Genomic DNA, 16339 nt, shown 5'->3' with positions numbered 1-16339 from the left:
AATAGCTGCCCCAGCTGTGCCGTTCATCACCCAGCCGCTGTGGGTCGGCGGCACAGAGGGTCACGGGTTTCAGGCCCAGGCGATGAAAGCTGTTCACCAGGCCGATGTTGCCGGTGAACGCCACCCATTCCAGGTCCCCCATGGCCAGCAAATAGGTCATGGCGATGATGCTCAGCCGTGCACTGCCCGTGTCGCTGGCGGCCAGGTTGCCGACTTCGACGATGCCCGCCCGGTCCACGGCACGATTGGCGGCTGCACTGATCAATGGCTCGATCGGATCGTCCAGATAGCGCTCCAGGAACAGCTGCTCATGACCTGCCAGGCGCACGCCGGCCACTGCACAGAGCTCGCCCGATGCGTTGTTGCTCATGCCAAACAGCTGTGGCATGAAATGACGGATGTCGGCACCGTGGGCCTTGCGAAAACGGCGCTGGATAAAGGCTTCGAAAAGCGGACGCTGAGGCTCGTCCGGCAAGGCCCTGGCAAGACACATCGGCGGCGCTTCGATTTGGCCGAAGTGCAAAGGCAGAGCGATGTGCCAGTCGTGATCAGGCATGGATGGATGCCTCCCTGGGTAAGTTCGGGAGGAGTATCGGTGGTGTTTCTTAACGGAATCTGAAGGTGGCGAAATAATCCGGCAGGACGGCTGGGGCGACTTGAAGCCGGGCCAGTTTGCCCCTTGCCGGGAAACCGGCAAGGGGCTTTTTGCTGTCAGGACGGCAGATGTGGGGGCTGGTCGATAAGGGAAAGCTCGACGCTGTCGCGATACTCCGGCACCGAGACCGACCATCCCAGCTCCTGGCTGATGCGCCGGCGCAGCACGTCCGAGGCGTTGGGTTCGCCGTGCACCACAAAGGTGTGCTTCGGTGGCCGCTTGAACCCGCGCAGCCACTGCATGATTTCATCGGCGTCGGCGTGCGCGGACAAGGTTTCCATCGGCACTACTTCGGCGCGGATTGGCACATCCTTGCCGTGGATACGCACCGACTCGGCGCCCGCGACTATCTGCGCGCCGCGGGTGCCGCCGGCCTGGAAGCCCGGCACCAGCAACGTATTGATCGGGTTGGGGGCCAGCGCCTTGAGGTGGTGAACCACCCGGCCACCGGTGGCCATGCCACTGGCGGCGATGATCACCGCGGGCGTGCGTTGCAGATCCAGGTTGATCGATTCCTGGGTCGTGCGCACGAAATGCGCGACATGGCACATGCCTTCACACTCTTCCTGGGAGAGACGGTGCTCACTGCGAAAACGCTGGTACAGGCGCGTGACATCGGTGGCCATGGGGCTGTTGAGGTAGATCGGCAGGTCTGGGATCGCTCGCCGCTGTAGCAGCCGGTACAGGTGATACATCAGCAATTGCGCGCGCCCGACCGCAAACGACGGTACCAGGGTGATGCCGCGGCGCATCGCGGTACGGTTGATGACCTGTGCCAGTTGCTCTTCCGGCGACTCGACGGGGTGCCGGCGATCGCCATAGGTCGACTCCACCAGCAAATAGTCGGCGTGCTCGATGGTTTCCGGGGCGAACATCAAAGGGTCGTTGGGTCGCCCCAGGTCCCCGGAGCACACCAGCGTGACGCCGCCGGCCACGACTTCCACCGTGGCCGCGCCAAGAATATGCCCGGCGCAGCGCAGCTGGATGCTCATACCCGGGACGATATCGACCCGATGGTGCAACTCCAGCGGCCGCAGCAGCTTCAGGGCACGTTCCGCGTCCTGCTCGGTATAGAGCGGCAGCGCCGGGGTGTGTTTCGAGTAACCATGGCGATTGGCGAACTCGGCCTCTTCCTCCTGCAGGCGGCCACTGTCGCGCAACAGGATTTTCACCAGCTCACAGGTGGCGGCCGTGGCATACACCGGGCCTCGGTAACCGTTGCGCGCCAATACCGGCAGGTAGCCGCTGTGATCCAGGTGGGCATGGGTCAGGACAATGGCGTCCAGCTCGCGAACCGGTAGCTGGAACGGGTCCCAGTTATGCAGGCGCAACTGCTTGTAGCCTTGGAACAGGCCGCAATCGATCAACACGTGCTGGCCTTCATGCTCCAGCAGGTACTTGCTGCCGGTGACTGTGCCAGCCGCGCCGAGAAATGACATTCGCATGGCTGTCTCCTTGAACCTTCATGGGAGGGCTATTGATCGCTCCTTTCGCCCTTGCGACCGTTGACTTTTATCAACCGTGGCTGTGCCCACGGTCATTTCAGCCGGTCTCGGCGGGCGGTTTGACCAGCATCAGGCTGCAGGGGGCATGGTGCAGCAGGTTCTCGGCGGTACTGCCGACGAAAACCTCGACGCCGTGGCGGCAGGCCGTGCCCAGCACAACCATGTCGAAGGCGTTCCTGCGGGCAAAATGCTCGATCGCCTGATGGGGAATGCCGGCCAGCAAATGTCGGCGGCCCTCCTCGATGCCATAACGCTCGGCAAGCAGATCGAAGGCCTCTTGCTGGGCATCGTTGACCGCATCCCGCAAGCTGGTGTCGAGGCTCGAGGTCGGCACACTCGTCACCGCGTCACCCACCACCGACCAGTTGCTGACATTGAGCAGGTGCAAGGTCGCACCGCAGGACGTTGCCAGCGTCGAGGCCAGGTCGAGAATCCGTTCGTTGAGCCCATGGGTCAGCGCTTCCAGGTGGGACTGGTCGATGGCGGCGAGGATCTTCAGCGGCTTGGGGTTTTCCGCGCGGCTGACCAGGTGCAAGGAAGCGGGACAATCACGCAGCAACAGCCAGTCCAGAGGCCGATGGAAGACCCGGTCGAGTGCCGGCACCCGTTGCACATCCTTGATCACCAGGTCCGGGTGGAAGTCGTTCACGTACTCAAGCACGTGGGCCGGGCTCAACCTGGCCCAGACCACTTCAGTGGTCACCCGCAAGCCCTCGCAGCGTTGAAAGCGCGCCTGCTGTTCAAGCCAGTGGCGGTGCACCTGCAGGTAACCTTCCCGGGCCTGGCTCATGGCGTCGTGGTCGAACAGGCCGGCCACCGCCAGCGCGTTGACATGATCGAAAGCGACAATGTGCAACATCGCACCGGTTGCGCTGGCCAGCGCCTGCGCCCGGTCGAATGCCGGGGTGCGGGTCATCTCGATTGGGGCAATGAGCAATAAACGCTGGATTCTCGACATCGCACACCTCGTCCTGGTAACGCTTCACCTGCCTTACCGCAAGCCCGGCTTCCTGCCGGAGCCTTGGTACCCTTGCCGATGGGTCATCGGCGATGCGCGGCGCCCGATCCCGGCCAGGGCCGCGCCCTTCTGCCCTTGCTCTGCCCGCAGCCCGCTCCGGTGCCCTCCCCTAGACCGCCAGAACGCTGCAAGGCGCCTGATACAGAATATGTTCGATCGTGCTGCCCACCAGCTTGGCCAGCCCGCGGGACTGGTTCCTGCCCATCACGATCACATCCACATCCTGGGCGTGGGCAAACTCGCTCAGCACCGAGACGGGTGGGCCCTTGATGAAGTGTCGACAGTCGGCAGGCACGCCGAAGCGCTCGGCCAGTGCGAGGAAGGATTGTTCCAGATCCTCGCGCAGCTTGCGGGTAAGGTCCGCCAGGGTCAGACCGACGCCGCTCATATTTTCCAGAAAGGCCGCGGAGATATCACAGGCGTACAGCAGGTGCAGCTCGGCATCGCACTGCAAGGCGAGACTGGAAGCCTCATGGATGATCCGCTCATTGAGTTCGTTGTCCGCAGGCTTGGTGTCCGACACTTCGACCGCGGCCACGACTTTGCGCGGCAAGAGGCTGCCATTCCCGCCAGTCAGGTACACCGGTATCGGGCAATGGCGCAGCAAGTGCCAGTCCAGGGGGGTAAAGAGCGCGCGCCTGAGCCGCGGCTCATGCTCTATCTGCTTGATCAACAGGTCGGGCTGCATTTCCACGACATGGTCGAGGATGCCTTGCTGCATGTCATCGACCCATGCCACCTCCATCGTCACGGCCAGCCCCTGGCCGTGCAAGTTTTCTACCTGGGCCTTGAGCCAGTCGCGATGGTCCTGCAAGTAGCTTTCCCGGGCCTGTTGGCGATCGCCCTCTTCGAGCAACCACAGAATATCCAGCGACCTCATCAAGGCCGCGATATGCAGGCTCGCGCCGCTGGCCCGGGCCAGGGCCGCGGCGTGATCTATGGCATGGGAATGGCGTTGAGCCGGGTTGATGATCAGCAACAACCGTTGGTACTGGCTCATGATCGACCTCCAGACAGGTGGGCTTCGATGCCAGGTGCCCGTTGATGAAGGCAGCCGCTGCGCCCTCGCGGGATCGGCATCAGTGTCGACCCAGACTCCTCCCTGCGCGCCTCCAGGGTTCTGATCTATGTCAGATCCCCGCGCGAGGCGCCGAAAAGCGCCCCTGCGCAGATAAACCTGAGGACCCGCCCCTGGCGCGTCCTGCCTGAGCTCGATGAGGGGGCAGGTGTTTTTCCCATTCGTCGCCTGCTTTTCGCCAGCAGCCGAGCGGCCCGCCCTGGCAAGGCACAGGAACTATGCTTCACCCATCTGGAAAGGGGTCTCATGGCATGCCAGACACCCGAGCGTCTCCCAATCCTCATCTCAAGGCTGCCTGTGCCAACTGCAGCGTCCTGGAGCTGTGCCTGCCGCTGGGCCTGAGCGGGGCGGAGATCGAGCGCCTGGACACCCTGATCGTGCAACGCTTCAAGGTCAGGAAAGGCGTCGCCCTCTATCGCGCCGGCGATCCCTTGCGCTCGCTGTATGCGGTCCGCATAGGCTCGTTCAAGACCAGCATGGTTTCAATCGACGGTCGTGAACAGGTCACCGGCTTTCAGATATCGGGTGAGATGCTTGGTCTGGATGCCATCAGTGCCGACGAACACGCCTGCAGCGCGTTCGCCCTGGAGGACAGCGAAGTCTGTCCCATCCACTTCGCTCAACTGGAGAAACTCGCCCAGGACTTGCCATCCTTGCAACACAGCCTGAACAAACTCCTGAGCCGAGAAATCGTGCGCGATCACAGCATGTTGATGCTGATGGGCAATATGAACTCCGACGAACGCCTGGCGGCCTTCCTGCTGAACCTGTCGCAACGCCTGAGCCTGCGAGGCTACTCGTCCAGGGACTTCATCCTGAAAATGCGCCGCGAGGAGATCGGCTCCTACCTGGGGCTGAGGCTGGAAACCATTTGCCGGGGCATCGCGCACCTGCGGGACCAGGGGCTGGTGGAAATTTCCGGGCGGGAAGTCAAGGTCCTGAACCTGGAGGGGCTCAAGCAATTGGTCGCAGGTTGCCACCGCTCGGCCCTGCGCTGACCCTGCACGTCCGGAGAATCGTCATGCGCGCTATGGTCCTGCATACCCCCGGCGAGCCGCTGCGACAGGAACAACGCCCGGTCCCGACACCCGGCCCCCAGCAACTGCTGATCAAAGTCCTGGCCTGCGGCGTCTGCCGCACCGACCTGCACCTGGTCGATGGCGAGTTGCCCCAGGCGCTGCTGCCACGGGTGCCCGGCCATGAAATCGTTGGCCAGGTGACCGCGGTGGGTGCAGACGTCGCGCCCGGCTGGATCGGCCAGCGAGTGGGCGTTCCATGGCTCGGCTGGACATGCGGCGAATGCGCGTTCTGCCGCACCGGCCGGGAAAACCTGTGCGACCAGGCGCAATTTACCGGCTGTCACCTGGACGGCGGCTACGCCGACTACACGGTCGCCGACGCCCGTTTCTGCCTGCCGATTCCCGAAGCGCTCCCGGCCACCCAGGCCGCGCCGTTGCTGTGTGCCGGGCTGATCGGTTTTCGGGCGCTGCGGATGGCCGGGAACGCGCGCCACCTGGGCCTCTACGGTTTCGGCGCGGCGGCGCACCTGGCGATTCAGGTGGCGTTGGGCCGGGGGCAGCAGGTGTATGCCTTCACCCGACCCGATGACCGCGCGGGCCAGGACTATGCCCGGTCGCTGGGGGCCAGTTGGGCCGGTCCCTCGGATCAGGCGCCGCCGCACCCGCTCGATGCCAGCCTGATCTTCGCCCCCGTCGGCCCGCTGGTGCCGGCGGCGCTGGCGGTCACGGTCAAGGGCGGCTGCGTGATTTGCGCCGGCATCCACATGAGCGACATCCCGGCATTCCCTTACCGACTGCTCTGGGGCGAACGCAGCGTGCGCTCGGTAGCCAACCTGACCCGTGAAGACGGCAGCGCGTTTTTCGCAGAACTGCAGCACACCCCCGTCCACTGCGACGTCACCTGCTTCGCCCTGGACGATGCCAATCAGGCACTGGAGCGCCTGCGGGCCGGTCAGTTCAACGGGGCGATCGTGCTCACGCCGTGACGCCCGAACCGTTCACCTGACCGCCAGAATACTGCCCGGCACCGAGTACAGCGCCCGCTCGGTCGTGCTGCCGATCAAGCGGTCGATCCCCATCCGGTGCACAGTCCCCATCACCACCACATCGGCCAGGTACTGCTCGATGAAATCGCTGATCGCGGGCACCGGCGGGCCCGGGACAAAGTGCCGGCGTTCCGGCGCGATGGCATAACGCTCCGCCAGGCTGACAAACGCCAGATGCAACGACTCACGCAGCTCCTCGACGACGTCCATGCCCCAGCCACCGCTGACCAGCGGTGCATCGCCATTGAAGGCCGGCGACAGGTCATAGGCGTACAGCAGGTGCAGTGGCGCATCGCATTGCAAGGCCAGGGCGTTGGCCGTCTGGATGATGGTGTCGTTCAGGCCGCTGATCTGGGTCGGTGGATCGAATGGGTCCACCGCCGCCACGACCCTGTGCGGCAAGCCGTAACGGGCCTGATTGACCAGATGCACGGGGATCGGGCACTCACGCAGCAGATGGCAATCCAGGGGCGTGATGAACACCCGCTTGAGCAGCGGCTCCAGGCTGACGTCCTTGATCAGCAGGTCCGGACCGAGCTCCTCGACCGTCTTCAGGATGTCCAGCAGCGGATGGGTGGTGAACAACACGTCGACCGTCGCTTCCAGCCCCTGGTCGCCGAGCCGCTGGGTCTCTTCGGCCACCCATCGGCGATGGCGACGCAGATAACGCTGATAGCCCGCCTCGTCGACTCTCTCTTCCCACAGATGCACCACCGGCGCCGGCTCGGCGAAGCCGCGTACATGCAACACAGCCCCGCTGGCCCTGGCCAGCGCGACAGCCCGTAGCGAGGCTGGCGACTGATGCAGGGTTGGATCGGCGATCAGCAGCAAACGTTGGTAATGCCCCATCACACACCTCGCTCAGGCACCGGTCGAACAGGCCGGCATAGACCTAGAGTGCGCCTTGTCCGCCGGCAAGTGCCTTGATGTACATCAGATCCCACTCGATGAGCGACGCCTGTCGCCGGTGTCTGATCCAGATCAGATCCGACCGTCATCAGCGGGGTAAAACGAAGCGAACCGCGTGTGCCCTGCCGCGCGGCCCCTTTCGGCCGTATGGAGAACCCCATCATGCTCACTGTCAAAAACCACAACGAACGGGCCGCCGCCGTCTACGCCGCGGTCCCCGGAGAACACTGGATCGAAACGCTGAAGGACGGCCATCATGTGCTGATCCGTCCACTGGCGGAAAAGGACCGCGAGCGGGAGTACGCCTTTATCAGGCGCCTGTCTCCCGAATCCAGGCACATGCGTTTTCTCGCCCAGATCAGCGACCCCAGTGGCGCCTTGCTCGATCAGTTGATGCACACCGACGGCAAGCAGCACATGGCGTACGTCGCGCTCGCTCACGAAAACGGACAACTGATCGAGATCGGTATCAGCCGCTACGCCGCCACGGGCGAGCACGAATGCGAATGCGCGGTAACCGTCGCCGACGAATGGACGCACCTGGGCCTGGGAACCTTATTGATGGAGCATCTGATCAAGGCTGCCCGCAAGAACGGCTTTCGCCAGATGTATTCGGTCGACGCCGCCAGCAATGCGCCCATGCGTGACCTGGCCAAGACCCTGGGTTTCGAACGGAGTCACGATCCCGACGACAGCCGCCAGGTCATCCATCGCCTCCACCTGTAAACCAGCGCCCCGTGGCGTACCGGCCAGCGGGCCGCCACGGGCGATTCAATCCTCAATCAGAGCGTCTTGTCCGGTTTTATCGCCAGTACGCTGCACGGAGCCCGGTGCAAAAGCTGCTCGGCGGTGCTGCCCAAGAGTTTTTTCAGCCCCTTGTGCTGCACGGTTCCCATGACAATGACGTCAGTCCGGTGGGCAGTCGCAAAGTCACAGATACACGACAGCGGCGTACCCTCGATGAAATGGCGACGCTCTGGAGGCACGCCATGGCGTTCGGCCAGCGCCGCGAATGCCTCGAATTGCGCCTCGCCCAACACTTCGTAGATCCCGACGCTCAGCGGCAGCACGCCAACCCCCATGTCCTGGGCATATACCGTGGCCCAGTCATACACATGCACCAGCTCGAGTGCCGCGGCACACTGCCCGGCCAGCTTTATCGCGGCGTCGATAATCTGGTCGTTGAACACCCTGTCCTGCTCATCGCTGCGCAGCACATCGACGATGGCCAGTACGTTGCGTGGCCGTGGGTTGAGGGCATTGGTCACCAGGTGCACCGGTACCGGACAGTCCCGTAGCAACTGCCAATCCAGGGGAGTGAAGAACACGCGCTTCAAGGCAGGCTCTTCTTCGGCATCCTTGACGATCAGGGCCAGGGGCATCTCATTGACGAAGTGCAGGATTTCTTCGAACGGATGCTGCACCCAGAGCACTTCGCGAGTGACCTCGATCCCCTGTTCGCTCATCGAGCGAGCCTGCTCGTCAAGCCATTGCCGATGGCTTTGCAGATACCCGTCCCGGGCCTGGGCGATCTGTTCGGGTGCGAACAGGCCGGCCACCGCCAGCGCCTGCAAATAATCGAACGCCACGATATGCAAGGGTAACTGCATCGCCCGGGCCAGCGCCGCAGCGCGGTCGAATGCCGGTGTGCGGTTCATGGAGGGAGGGGCAATGAGCAGTAAACGCTGGGTCTGCGACATAAGGCACCTCGGCACGCGGCCATCTCAGAACACGGAATGGAATTGCAGATTGAGCGTTCCAGGGCCGGGTGACTTGATCTTTGTCAGCTACCCGAAGCGACAGGTTTCAGTACAGCCAGATGCCGGCCCACATCGCCAGCGGCAGCACGACCAGTGCGGCGATCAGCAGTACCAGCCCGTCGCGCATTTCCGCTTCGCTCAATTGACTGCGGGCGAAGTGATGCAACTTTTGTCGATACGTCAGCAGCCCCGCCATCACCACGCCAATGGCAATCGCCAATTCCGGCGCCGTGCCGCACATAGCCCCCAGCGCCAGCACCGTGAGCAACGCCACTTCGCTGGTCACGCCCGGGTCGCTGCCCAGGCTTCGCCAATACGCCACGGTGATCAGCAAGGCCACGCAGATCTCCATGATCCCCAGCAACAGGGCACCACCGACCTGCATCGCCACATACCCCAGCAGCGCGGTAATGGCGAACGTGCGCAACCCCGCACAGGCACGGCTGTCTCCTCGCCCCTTGTGCCGTTCGCGCTCCAGACCGATGAGCAAGCCGATTCCCAGCGCAGCCGCCGCGCCTTCCAGGCCAAGGGTCGCGCTCATAGAGCCTCCCTGTGGATGAACCTTGCCGCCCTGGCCACGAGGGTCACTTCAGCAGGCCAGGGCAAGCCCCCTTCCTGGTAGCCGGAGCGGATCGGTCGCCGGCTGTCCGAGGGGGGGCCTTCGTCTGGCCAGGGCTGGTCGGCCAGGGATGCGGCGCATCGATGCGCGCCCGGAGTTGACCGACGAAAGCCGTCGCGGCTTCCAGGCTGCAGAAGCCCACCGTCAGGGCATCCATGTGCACGAGCCAGCCATGGCCTGTCGGTTTCGCTGTGATGTCGATGATCATCGATCGCCTCCGCTCAAGCACCCGCGTCGCCCGGCCGGGCATCACGGGGTAATCGCCACCTTCATGACCCCGTCCCGCTGGTGAGCGAACAACTCATAGGCGGCTTCGATATCGTCGAGTTTGAAACGGTGGGTCACCAGGGGCGACAGATCGACCCCGCCGCTTTGCACCACCGCCATCAAGCGGCGCATGCGTTCTTTGCCGCCGGGGCACAGGGTACTGACGATGCTGTAGTCGCCCAGCCCGGCGGCGAAGGCGTCGAGGGGAATGTGCAGGTCGCTGGAATAGACACCGAGGCTGGACAACCGCCCGCCTGGCCGCAAGACGCGCAAGGCGGACTCGAAGGTGCCCTGGGTACCCAGCGCTTCAATGGCCACGTCGACGCCACGGCCATCGGTCAGCGCCATGATCTGCTCGACCACGTTACCGTCCTTGAAGTTGACCACATGGGTGGCTCCCAGGCGTTTGGCGACCGTCATGCGCTCGGCCACGGCATCCACGCCGATGATCTGGCTGGCACCCTTGAGCCGCGCACCGGCTACCGCGCAGAGGCCGATCGGCCCCAGGGCGAATACCGCGACGGTATCGCCGATACTGACCTCGCCACGCTCTGCCCCGGAAAACCCGGTGGACATGATATCGGGGCACATCAGCACCTGTTCGTCGCTGAGGCCGTCGGGGATCGGGCACAGATTGGCCAGGGCATCCGGCACCAGCACGTACTCGGCCTGGCAGCCATCGATGCTGTTGCCGAACTTCCAGCCGCCGATGGCGCGAAAGCCATGGCGGGTGTCCGGGCCGTCCTGGGAAGCGCAACCGCACAAGCAGGCATAACTTTGCCCGCTGGGCGTGATGGCCCCGGCAATCACTCGCTGCCCCTCGACAAAACCGCGCACCTGCGAGCCCAGCCGCTCGATGATTCCCACCGGTTCATGACCGATGGTCAGGCCCTTGGCCACCGGGTACTCGCCCCGCAGGATGTGCACATCGGTGCCGCAGATCGTCGTCGTGGTGATACGCACCAGGGCATCCAGTGGCCCCACTTCGGGGATCGGCTTTTCATCGAGCACGATCCGGTTCTTTTCAACGAAAATTGCCGCTTTCATGGTGGCCATGACGATCCTCCAACCTTGAGCCCGCGCTGAGCCCGGCAAGGCTTTCAGGCTGCGCCGGGAGCAAGGGCCTGGACTTGATCATGATCAATAATTCATCAATGGCCCCTCGCGACTGACCACACGTCAGCTGGCCCGCTCCACTGTCGGACGGGTTGATACAGATCAAGCGCGCACCGCCGGCCGCAGGCAGGATCGCAGAGGGTTTCACGGCCAAAGACGCGTTGCCGTCAATTACCCCTGGGAGAGTCGTCATGTCCGAGCAATCACGTTTCATGCTGGTCGCCTCGCCGCTGATGGAGAACAGCCCCGCCTTCGATCGGGCCGCCGCCCTGGCCAGGGCCGAAGACGCAGCCCTGCACATCGTCGCCTTCGACTACCTGGAAGGCCTGGCCACGGCCAGCCTGGTCAACGAACAGGCCCTGGAGCAGATGCGCCTGGGTTATGTCGAACGCCATCGCCAGTGGCTCGAAGAACAGGCCCGTCCGCTGCGCAAACTGGGTGTCACCGTCACCACTGAAGTGATATGGGTCGAAAGCCCGCTGCAGGAAATCCTGACGCACCTCAAAGAACAGCCCATGGCCCTGCTGATCAAGGCCCTGGAGCATCAATCGCGGCTGTCGAGGGTGTTCTTCACGCCCCTGGATATCCACTTGCTGCGTGAGTGCCCGGTGCCCCTGCATTTTGTCAGCCACCTGCAGCATGCATTGCCGCGCAAGATCGTCGCGGCGGTCGACCCGTTCCATCGCGATGACCAGTACCAGGACTTCAACGACCGGATACTGCATGAGGCGAGCAAACTGGCCAGCGCCTGCAACGCCGAGCTCGACGTGGTCTATGCCCATGACCTGTCCTCTATCGGCGCGGACGAATTCAACTTCGACCAGAGTTCGACGTTTTTCTCGACAAGCAAGGCCAAGACCCTGTTCGACGCACAGGCTGCGGCCTTCGACGAACTGGCCGAACGCAACGGCATTGCGCCGGAACGCCAGCACATGATCATGGGCAGCCCGGCCAAGGTCCTTGCCAGTTACGTCGCAGCCTATGACATCGACGTGATTGTCATGGGCAGGGTTGGCCATCGCGGCAGCTTGGGGCGCCTGATCGGCAGCACGGCGGAGCAGTTGCTGTACCAGCTGCCTTGCAGCGCATGGGTGGTGTCACCCCAGGTGCTGATGGCTGAATAACGCCCTTTTTCAGGAGACTTGCCCGCGCGCGCCAGGCCGGCCACCTTGCGGCTTTACCAGTCAGTCAGCGCGGCGCGCCAGTTGCGTGAGGTAGGCGCAGAACATGTCTGCCATCGCGTCGGCGTAGGTCCTGATCTCTGCGGCGGTGCGCGGGCTTTCTGAAAAGTCCTTGCCCACGCTGCTGAGCGTGGCGGTGATCAAGTCGCTGGCCAGGGCGCGGGTGGCCTGTGGCGCCTCGGGCAGCGCCTCCTCCATGAAAGCCTGGAAGATCCGCTCTCCTTGCGCCTTCACGGCCTGCGCTTCGGGGGCGTCGCGGTACAGCGGCGCGGCGTCGTTGAGCGCCACGCGCATCCTGGCTTCCTCGCATTCGGACTGGATAAACACCCGGACCAGCACCCGCACCCGCTCCAGTGGGGCTTTGCCACCCTCTTCGAGGATGCCGCGCAGCATCTGCGTGGTCTGTTGCCACTCATCGCTTTGCAGCCGGAACAGGATCGCCGCCTTGTTCGGGAAATATTGATACAGCGAACCGATGCTGACGCCGGCCTTCTCGGCCACCCGCGCGGTGGTGAAACGCTGCGCGCCCTCCTTGGCCAAAACCTGAGTAGCGGCTTCCAGGATCGCCGCCACCAGCTCCGTCGAGCGTGCCTGTTTAGGCGCTTTGCGCGAGGAAACCTGCGGGGTCCGGCGGTTGCTCATGATGGCCCGACAGGGCCGCAGCCAATGCGAATAGCCGAGAGGGTCACTTGCTCATATCCTCTGAATGCGACGAATTGATCGCATTTTAGCCACGCGCCGCAAGGCGTCAACTTCGGACGGGATGCCCCCATGACCAGCACATTGACCACCTCCCCACTCGCGCCCCTGCTCGATCGCCTGTTCGAGCAGGCCGATACGGCGACCAGCCCGGCCGTCGCCGGCATCTCCCGCGAGGAACGCGAACGCCTGATGCACAGCAAGACCGAATACCTGGATTTCTATGGCCGCCTGAAAGACCTCTGGCTGCCCGTTTCCCGCGAGACCGGCGAGCTGCTGTACATGCTGGCGCGCAGCACCCGGGCCCGGCACATCGTCGAGTTCGGCACCTCGTTCGGCATCTCGACCCTGCACCTGGCGGCGGCCATCCGCGACAACGGCGGCGGCCGCCTGATCGGCAGCGAGTTCGAGGCGTCCAAGGTGCAACGGGCGCGCCAGCACCTGCTCGAAGGCGGCCTGGCCGACCTGGTGGAAATCCGCGAGGGCGACGCCCTGAAGACCCTGGCGGTCGACCTCCCCGAGTCCATCGACCTGCTGCTGCTCGACGGCGCCAAGGCGCTGTATGCCGATATCCTGGCCCTGGTCGAAAGCCGCCTGCGGCCGGGCGCGCTGATCGTCGCCGACAACACGGACTACTGCCCGGACTACCTGGCCGGGGTCCGTTCGCCCGCCAGTGGCTACCTGTCCGTGCCCTTCGGCGGCGACGTGGAACTGTCGATGCGGTTCGCCTGAGTCGCCCCTGGAAGACGAGGCCCCGGTCAAGATCGGGACCTGATCACCCGCGACTTTGCCGCTGAGTCGCGCCACTGCCGCTCAGCGATCCTCGCGCCCTTCCCCCTCCAGCGGATGCTGCGCGAGGTAGCTGTCGACGGCATCGCCGATGGTCGGGAAGAACGCCGCCTCGCCGAAGCGTGCGAACAGCCCGAACCGCTTCAGCTTGTCCTTGACCGGGTCTTTCATCTGGGCCACGCACAGCTTGATGCCGGCCTGGTGCAGGGTGTCGTCCAGTTCCGCCAGCATGTCGGCGGACGTCACGTCGACGCTGGTGACCGGTTCCGCCGCCACCACCAGCCAGCGCACCGGCGTTGGCGAGGCCGCCACGGCGTCCAGCACCCGGTCATGGAACAGCTCGGCATTGGCGAAGAACAACGGGGCGTCCCAGCGAAACAGCACCACGCCGGGGATCAGGCGCGCGTCGGGATAGCGCGTGATGTCGTGATAACCCTTGACCCCTTCCGCCCGCCCCAGGACCGCCGAGTAAGGGCGCCAGCCATCCCACAGGAACTCGATGACGGCGATCACGATGGCCAGGCCGATGCCCTCGATCGCGCCCAGCACGGCCACGCCGATGGTGCAGACGATGGACAGCCAGCACTCCCATTGCTGGATGCGATAAATCCGCCGCAGGTCGCTGACTTCGATCAGGCCGATGGCCGATGCGATCACCACCGCGGCCAGGGCGCTGGTGGGCAGACTCTCCAGCAGGTTCGGGGCCAGCACCAGCAGCAAGGCCACGGCCAGGGCGCCTATGACTCCGCTCACCTGGGTCCTGGCGCCGGCGGCCTCGGCCACGGGGGTGCGCGACGAGCTGCTGCTGATGGCAAAACCCTGGAAAAATCCGGCCGCCAGGTTGGCCACGCCAAGCCCGACCATCTCCTGGTTCGGGTCGACATAGTTGTGGGTCCGCGCCGCGTAGACACGGGACAGCACGCTGGTATCGGCGAACGAAACCAGGGCCACCGCGCAACCGCCGATCAGCACCGGGCCGATATCGGCGCGGCTGATCCAGGGGATGGCGAACGTCGGCAGGCCTTGTGGCAGAGAACCCAGGACCGACACACCGGCTGTTGCCGCAAGGTCCAGCACAGCGACAGCGACGGTCGCCGCGGTGACGGCGATCAGAATGCCCGGCACCCGCTGGCTGTTCTTGAACAGCAGGATCACCGCCAGGGTCGCCGCGCCGACCATGAAGGCGGTCCAGTTGGTCTTGCCCTCCAGCACCGCTGTGGCGATGGCCCACAGGTTGCTCAGCGGCCCGTTGGCCTCGACCGAAAAACCGAAGAACTTCGGCAACTGGCTGATCAAGACCGTCAGCGCGATGCCGTTCATGTAGCCGTAGCGGATCGGCTTGGAAAGCAGCTCGGTGACAAACCCCAGGCGCGCGATGCCGGCCAGGATGCACACCGCCCCGGCCACGATCGCCATCATCCCCGCCAGGGCGACCGCGCGCTGCGGGTCGCCGCCGGACAGTGGCAGGACCACGGCGAGGATCACCGCGGCCAGCGAGGAATCCGGCCCCAGTACCAGGATCCGGCTGGGGCCGAACAGCGCATAGGCGAGCAACGGCACGATGGTCGCGTAGAGGCCATAGATGCCGGGCAGCCCCGACGCCACCGCGTAGGCGATGCCGACAGGCACCAGCACCGTGGTCAGCACCAGCCCGGCCACGAAGTCGTGACGCAACCAGGCCACGCGGTACCCGCGCAGCATGCGCAGCCCCGGCAGCCAGCGGCTCCAGCGATGCTGTTCGTCGCCGGCGTCCCGGCGGGCAATCCGGCCAGGTTCCGGGACGGGCGGAGAAGACCCCGAATGGTTCATCGGACGCTGGCCTTGGCGGGTAGATGGGCTGATGCCTGGTGCTCAGAACTGCTGCGGAACCCGTCGCAACGGATGGTCCGATTCCCGATAGCCGCCCGGCTTCTGGCGTTTGGGCAACACCACTTTCTCCCGTGGTACTTCCTTGTAGGGAATGCGGCTGAGCAGGTCGCTGATGATATTGAGACGCGCGCGGCGCTTGTCGTTGGAGTCGGCCACCAGCCAGGGCCCATGTTCGGTGTCGGTGGCCTTGAACATCGCGTCGCGGGCACGGGAATAGTCATACCAGCGGCTGTATGACTTGACGTCCATCGGCGTCAGCTTCCAGATTTTGCGCCCGTCCTTGATCCGTGCTTCGAGGCGGCGGGTCTGTTCTTCCGGGCTGACTTCCAGCCAGTACTTGAGCAGGATCACGCCCGAATCGACGATCGCCCGCTCCACCAGCGGCACCGCCTTGAGGAAGGCGACCGCCTGCTCTTCGCTGCAGAACCCCATCACCCGCTCGACGCCCGCGCGGTTGTACCAGCTGCGGTCGAAGATCACCACTTCGCCCGCCGCCGGCAGGTGCGGCAGGTAGCGCTGCAGGTACATCTGGCTTTTCTCGCGATCGGTCGGCGCCGGCAGCGCCACCACCCGGAACACCCGCGGGCTCAGGCGCTCGGTCAGGGCCTTGATGGTCCCGCCCTTGCCGGCGCCGTCGCGTCCCTCGAAGACGATGCAGATCTTGATGCCTTTTTCGCGCACCCACTCCTGCAGCTTGACCAGCTCCACATGCAAGCGGCGCAACTGGTCCTCGTAGTCTTTTTTGCTCAGTTTTGCGGGTTCAGCGGGAGCACCCTTGGTGGCGCCCTTTTTGTTTTTTGCCATGACCG

Annotated in this window: 15 protein-coding genes and 2 pseudogenes; 5 read left to right on the top strand and 12 right to left on the bottom strand. The window is 64.5% G+C overall.

Features of this window, described 5'->3' with window-relative positions; genetic code table 11:
- Position 1: 1 nt before the first annotated feature.
- The 4 genes and pseudogenes from CXQ81_RS31525 to CXQ81_RS17405 form a co-directional block, all read right to left on the bottom strand.
- A pseudogene (locus tag CXQ81_RS31525) lies at positions 2 to 556 on the bottom strand (thermostable hemolysin); the annotation flags it as partial.
- Positions 557 to 711: 155 nt separating this feature from the next.
- Positions 712 to 2100, bottom strand: coding sequence for an MBL fold metallo-hydrolase RNA specificity domain-containing protein (locus tag CXQ81_RS17415; RefSeq protein WP_101337964.1), 1389 nt, complete (start codon positions 2098 to 2100; stop codon positions 712 to 714).
- A 97-nt stretch (positions 2101 to 2197) separates the two neighbouring features.
- Positions 2198 to 3118, bottom strand: a complete 921-nt coding sequence (locus CXQ81_RS17410; RefSeq protein ID WP_101337963.1) for a universal stress protein — start codon at positions 3116 to 3118, stop codon at positions 2198 to 2200.
- A 169-nt stretch (positions 3119 to 3287) separates the two neighbouring features.
- Positions 3288 to 4178, bottom strand: coding sequence for a universal stress protein (locus CXQ81_RS17405; RefSeq protein WP_101337962.1), 891 nt, complete (start codon positions 4176 to 4178; stop codon positions 3288 to 3290).
- Between the two features lie 329 nt (positions 4179 to 4507).
- Here CXQ81_RS17405 and fnr point away from each other — a divergent pair, with 329 nt between their 5' ends.
- Together fnr and CXQ81_RS17395 are read left to right on the top strand one after the other, a co-directional pair.
- Positions 4508 to 5254 (top strand): fumarate/nitrate reduction transcriptional regulator Fnr, encoded by a 747-nt coding sequence (gene fnr / locus CXQ81_RS17400; RefSeq protein WP_007925660.1) that lies wholly within the window; start codon positions 4508 to 4510, stop codon positions 5252 to 5254.
- Between the two features lie 23 nt (positions 5255 to 5277).
- A complete protein-coding gene (locus tag CXQ81_RS17395; protein WP_101337961.1) occupies positions 5278 to 6261 on the top strand; it encodes a zinc-dependent alcohol dehydrogenase family protein in 984 nt (327 codons plus the stop codon).
- Between the two features lie 12 nt (positions 6262 to 6273).
- Here CXQ81_RS17395 and CXQ81_RS17390 read toward each other — a convergent pair whose 3' ends face one another.
- Entirely contained in the window at positions 6274 to 7170 is an 897-nt protein-coding gene (locus tag CXQ81_RS17390) for a universal stress protein (protein ID WP_101337960.1), read from the bottom strand.
- 222 nt (positions 7171 to 7392) lie between these two features.
- On the opposite strand from CXQ81_RS17390, the gene CXQ81_RS17385 reads away from it, so the two are divergent.
- The gene (locus CXQ81_RS17385; RefSeq protein ID WP_101337959.1) at positions 7393 to 7956 is read left to right on the top strand and encodes a GNAT family N-acetyltransferase; all 564 of its coding nucleotides are present in this window, start codon (positions 7393 to 7395) and stop codon (positions 7954 to 7956) included.
- A gap of 56 nt (positions 7957 to 8012) precedes the next feature.
- Here CXQ81_RS17385 and CXQ81_RS17380 read toward each other — a convergent pair whose 3' ends face one another.
- The 4 genes and pseudogenes from CXQ81_RS17380 to CXQ81_RS17365 all read right to left on the bottom strand — a co-directional run bounded on the left by CXQ81_RS17380 (position 8013) and on the right by CXQ81_RS17365 (position 10932).
- Positions 8013 to 8930, bottom strand: a complete 918-nt coding sequence (locus tag CXQ81_RS17380) for a universal stress protein (RefSeq protein ID WP_101337958.1) — start codon at positions 8928 to 8930, stop codon at positions 8013 to 8015.
- Positions 8931 to 9063: 133 nt separating this feature from the next.
- Positions 9064 to 9531: pseudogene (locus CXQ81_RS17375) on the bottom strand (MgtC/SapB family protein); the annotation flags it as partial.
- Positions 9532 to 9574: 43 nt separating this feature from the next.
- The gene (locus CXQ81_RS17370; protein WP_178081065.1) at positions 9575 to 9817 is read right to left on the bottom strand and encodes a hypothetical protein; all 243 of its coding nucleotides are present in this window, start codon (positions 9815 to 9817) and stop codon (positions 9575 to 9577) included.
- Positions 9818 to 9858: 41 nt separating this feature from the next.
- The gene (locus CXQ81_RS17365; RefSeq protein WP_009043853.1) at positions 9859 to 10932 is read right to left on the bottom strand and encodes an NAD(P)-dependent alcohol dehydrogenase; all 1074 of its coding nucleotides are present in this window, start codon (positions 10930 to 10932) and stop codon (positions 9859 to 9861) included.
- 251 nt (positions 10933 to 11183) lie between these two features.
- Between CXQ81_RS17365 and CXQ81_RS17360 the strand changes: the two genes are divergently transcribed.
- Positions 11184 to 12116 carry a universal stress protein gene (locus CXQ81_RS17360; RefSeq protein WP_101337956.1) on the top strand — a complete coding sequence of 311 codons (933 nt, stop codon included), beginning with the start codon at positions 11184 to 11186 and terminating at the stop codon, positions 12114 to 12116.
- Positions 12117 to 12176: 60 nt separating this feature from the next.
- Here CXQ81_RS17360 and CXQ81_RS17355 read toward each other — a convergent pair whose 3' ends face one another.
- Positions 12177 to 12815, bottom strand: coding sequence for a TetR family transcriptional regulator (locus CXQ81_RS17355; RefSeq protein WP_101337955.1), 639 nt, complete (start codon positions 12813 to 12815; stop codon positions 12177 to 12179).
- Positions 12816 to 12944: 129 nt separating this feature from the next.
- On the opposite strand from CXQ81_RS17355, the gene CXQ81_RS17350 reads away from it, so the two are divergent.
- On the top strand, positions 12945 to 13604 hold the full coding sequence (locus CXQ81_RS17350) for an O-methyltransferase (RefSeq protein ID WP_101337954.1): 660 nt from the start codon (positions 12945 to 12947) through the stop codon (positions 13602 to 13604).
- 81 nt (positions 13605 to 13685) lie between these two features.
- Here the strand turns inward: CXQ81_RS17350 and CXQ81_RS17345 are convergent, their stop codons facing one another.
- Both CXQ81_RS17345 and ppk2 read right to left on the bottom strand, forming a co-directional pair.
- Positions 13686 to 15470 carry a SulP family inorganic anion transporter gene (locus CXQ81_RS17345; RefSeq protein ID WP_101337953.1) on the bottom strand — a complete coding sequence of 595 codons (1785 nt, stop codon included), beginning with the start codon at positions 15468 to 15470 and terminating at the stop codon, positions 13686 to 13688.
- Between the two features lie 42 nt (positions 15471 to 15512).
- On the bottom strand, positions 15513 to 16334 hold the full coding sequence (ppk2, locus tag CXQ81_RS17340) for a polyphosphate kinase 2 (protein WP_101337952.1): 822 nt from the start codon (positions 16332 to 16334) through the stop codon (positions 15513 to 15515).
- Between the last annotated feature and the right edge of the window lie 5 nt (positions 16335 to 16339).

It is taken from the genome of Pseudomonas sp. 09C 129, from assembly GCF_002843625.1.
GTDB classification, from domain to species: domain Bacteria; phylum Pseudomonadota; class Gammaproteobacteria; order Pseudomonadales; family Pseudomonadaceae; genus Aquipseudomonas; species Aquipseudomonas chlororaphis.
The sequence above is the reverse complement of the archived record's forward strand: the minus strand, read 5'-3'. Positions and strand labels throughout refer to the sequence as shown.

Coding starts and splice junctions, on each gene's coding strand:
- CXQ81_RS17345 (WP_101337953.1), bottom strand. CDS start 15,470: ATGAACCATTCGGGGTCTTCTCCGCCCGTCCCGGAACCTGGCCGGATT.
- CXQ81_RS17350 (WP_101337954.1), top strand. CDS start 12,945: ATGACCAGCACATTGACCACCTCCCCACTCGCGCCCCTGCTCGATCGC.
- CXQ81_RS17380 (WP_101337958.1), bottom strand. CDS start 8,930: ATGTCGCAGACCCAGCGTTTACTGCTCATTGCCCCTCCCTCCATGAAC.
- CXQ81_RS17365 (WP_009043853.1), bottom strand. CDS start 10,932: ATGGCCACCATGAAAGCGGCAATTTTCGTTGAAAAGAACCGGATCGTG.
- CXQ81_RS17360 (WP_101337956.1), top strand. CDS start 11,184: ATGTCCGAGCAATCACGTTTCATGCTGGTCGCCTCGCCGCTGATGGAG.
- CXQ81_RS17370 (WP_178081065.1), bottom strand. CDS start 9,817: ATGATCATCGACATCACAGCGAAACCGACAGGCCATGGCTGGCTCGTG.
- CXQ81_RS17405 (WP_101337962.1), bottom strand. CDS start 4,178: ATGAGCCAGTACCAACGGTTGTTGCTGATCATCAACCCGGCTCAACGC.
- fnr (WP_007925660.1), top strand. CDS start 4,508: ATGCCAGACACCCGAGCGTCTCCCAATCCTCATCTCAAGGCTGCCTGT.
- CXQ81_RS17390 (WP_101337960.1), bottom strand. CDS start 7,170: ATGGGGCATTACCAACGTTTGCTGCTGATCGCCGATCCAACCCTGCAT.
- CXQ81_RS17410 (WP_101337963.1), bottom strand. CDS start 3,118: ATGTCGAGAATCCAGCGTTTATTGCTCATTGCCCCAATCGAGATGACC.
- CXQ81_RS17355 (WP_101337955.1), bottom strand. CDS start 12,815: ATGAGCAACCGCCGGACCCCGCAGGTTTCCTCGCGCAAAGCGCCTAAA.
- CXQ81_RS17385 (WP_101337959.1), top strand. CDS start 7,393: ATGCTCACTGTCAAAAACCACAACGAACGGGCCGCCGCCGTCTACGCC.
- CXQ81_RS17395 (WP_101337961.1), top strand. CDS start 5,278: ATGCGCGCTATGGTCCTGCATACCCCCGGCGAGCCGCTGCGACAGGAA.
- ppk2 (WP_101337952.1), bottom strand. CDS start 16,334: ATGGCAAAAAACAAAAAGGGCGCCACCAAGGGTGCTCCCGCTGAACCC.
- CXQ81_RS17415 (WP_101337964.1), bottom strand. CDS start 2,100: ATGCGAATGTCATTTCTCGGCGCGGCTGGCACAGTCACCGGCAGCAAG.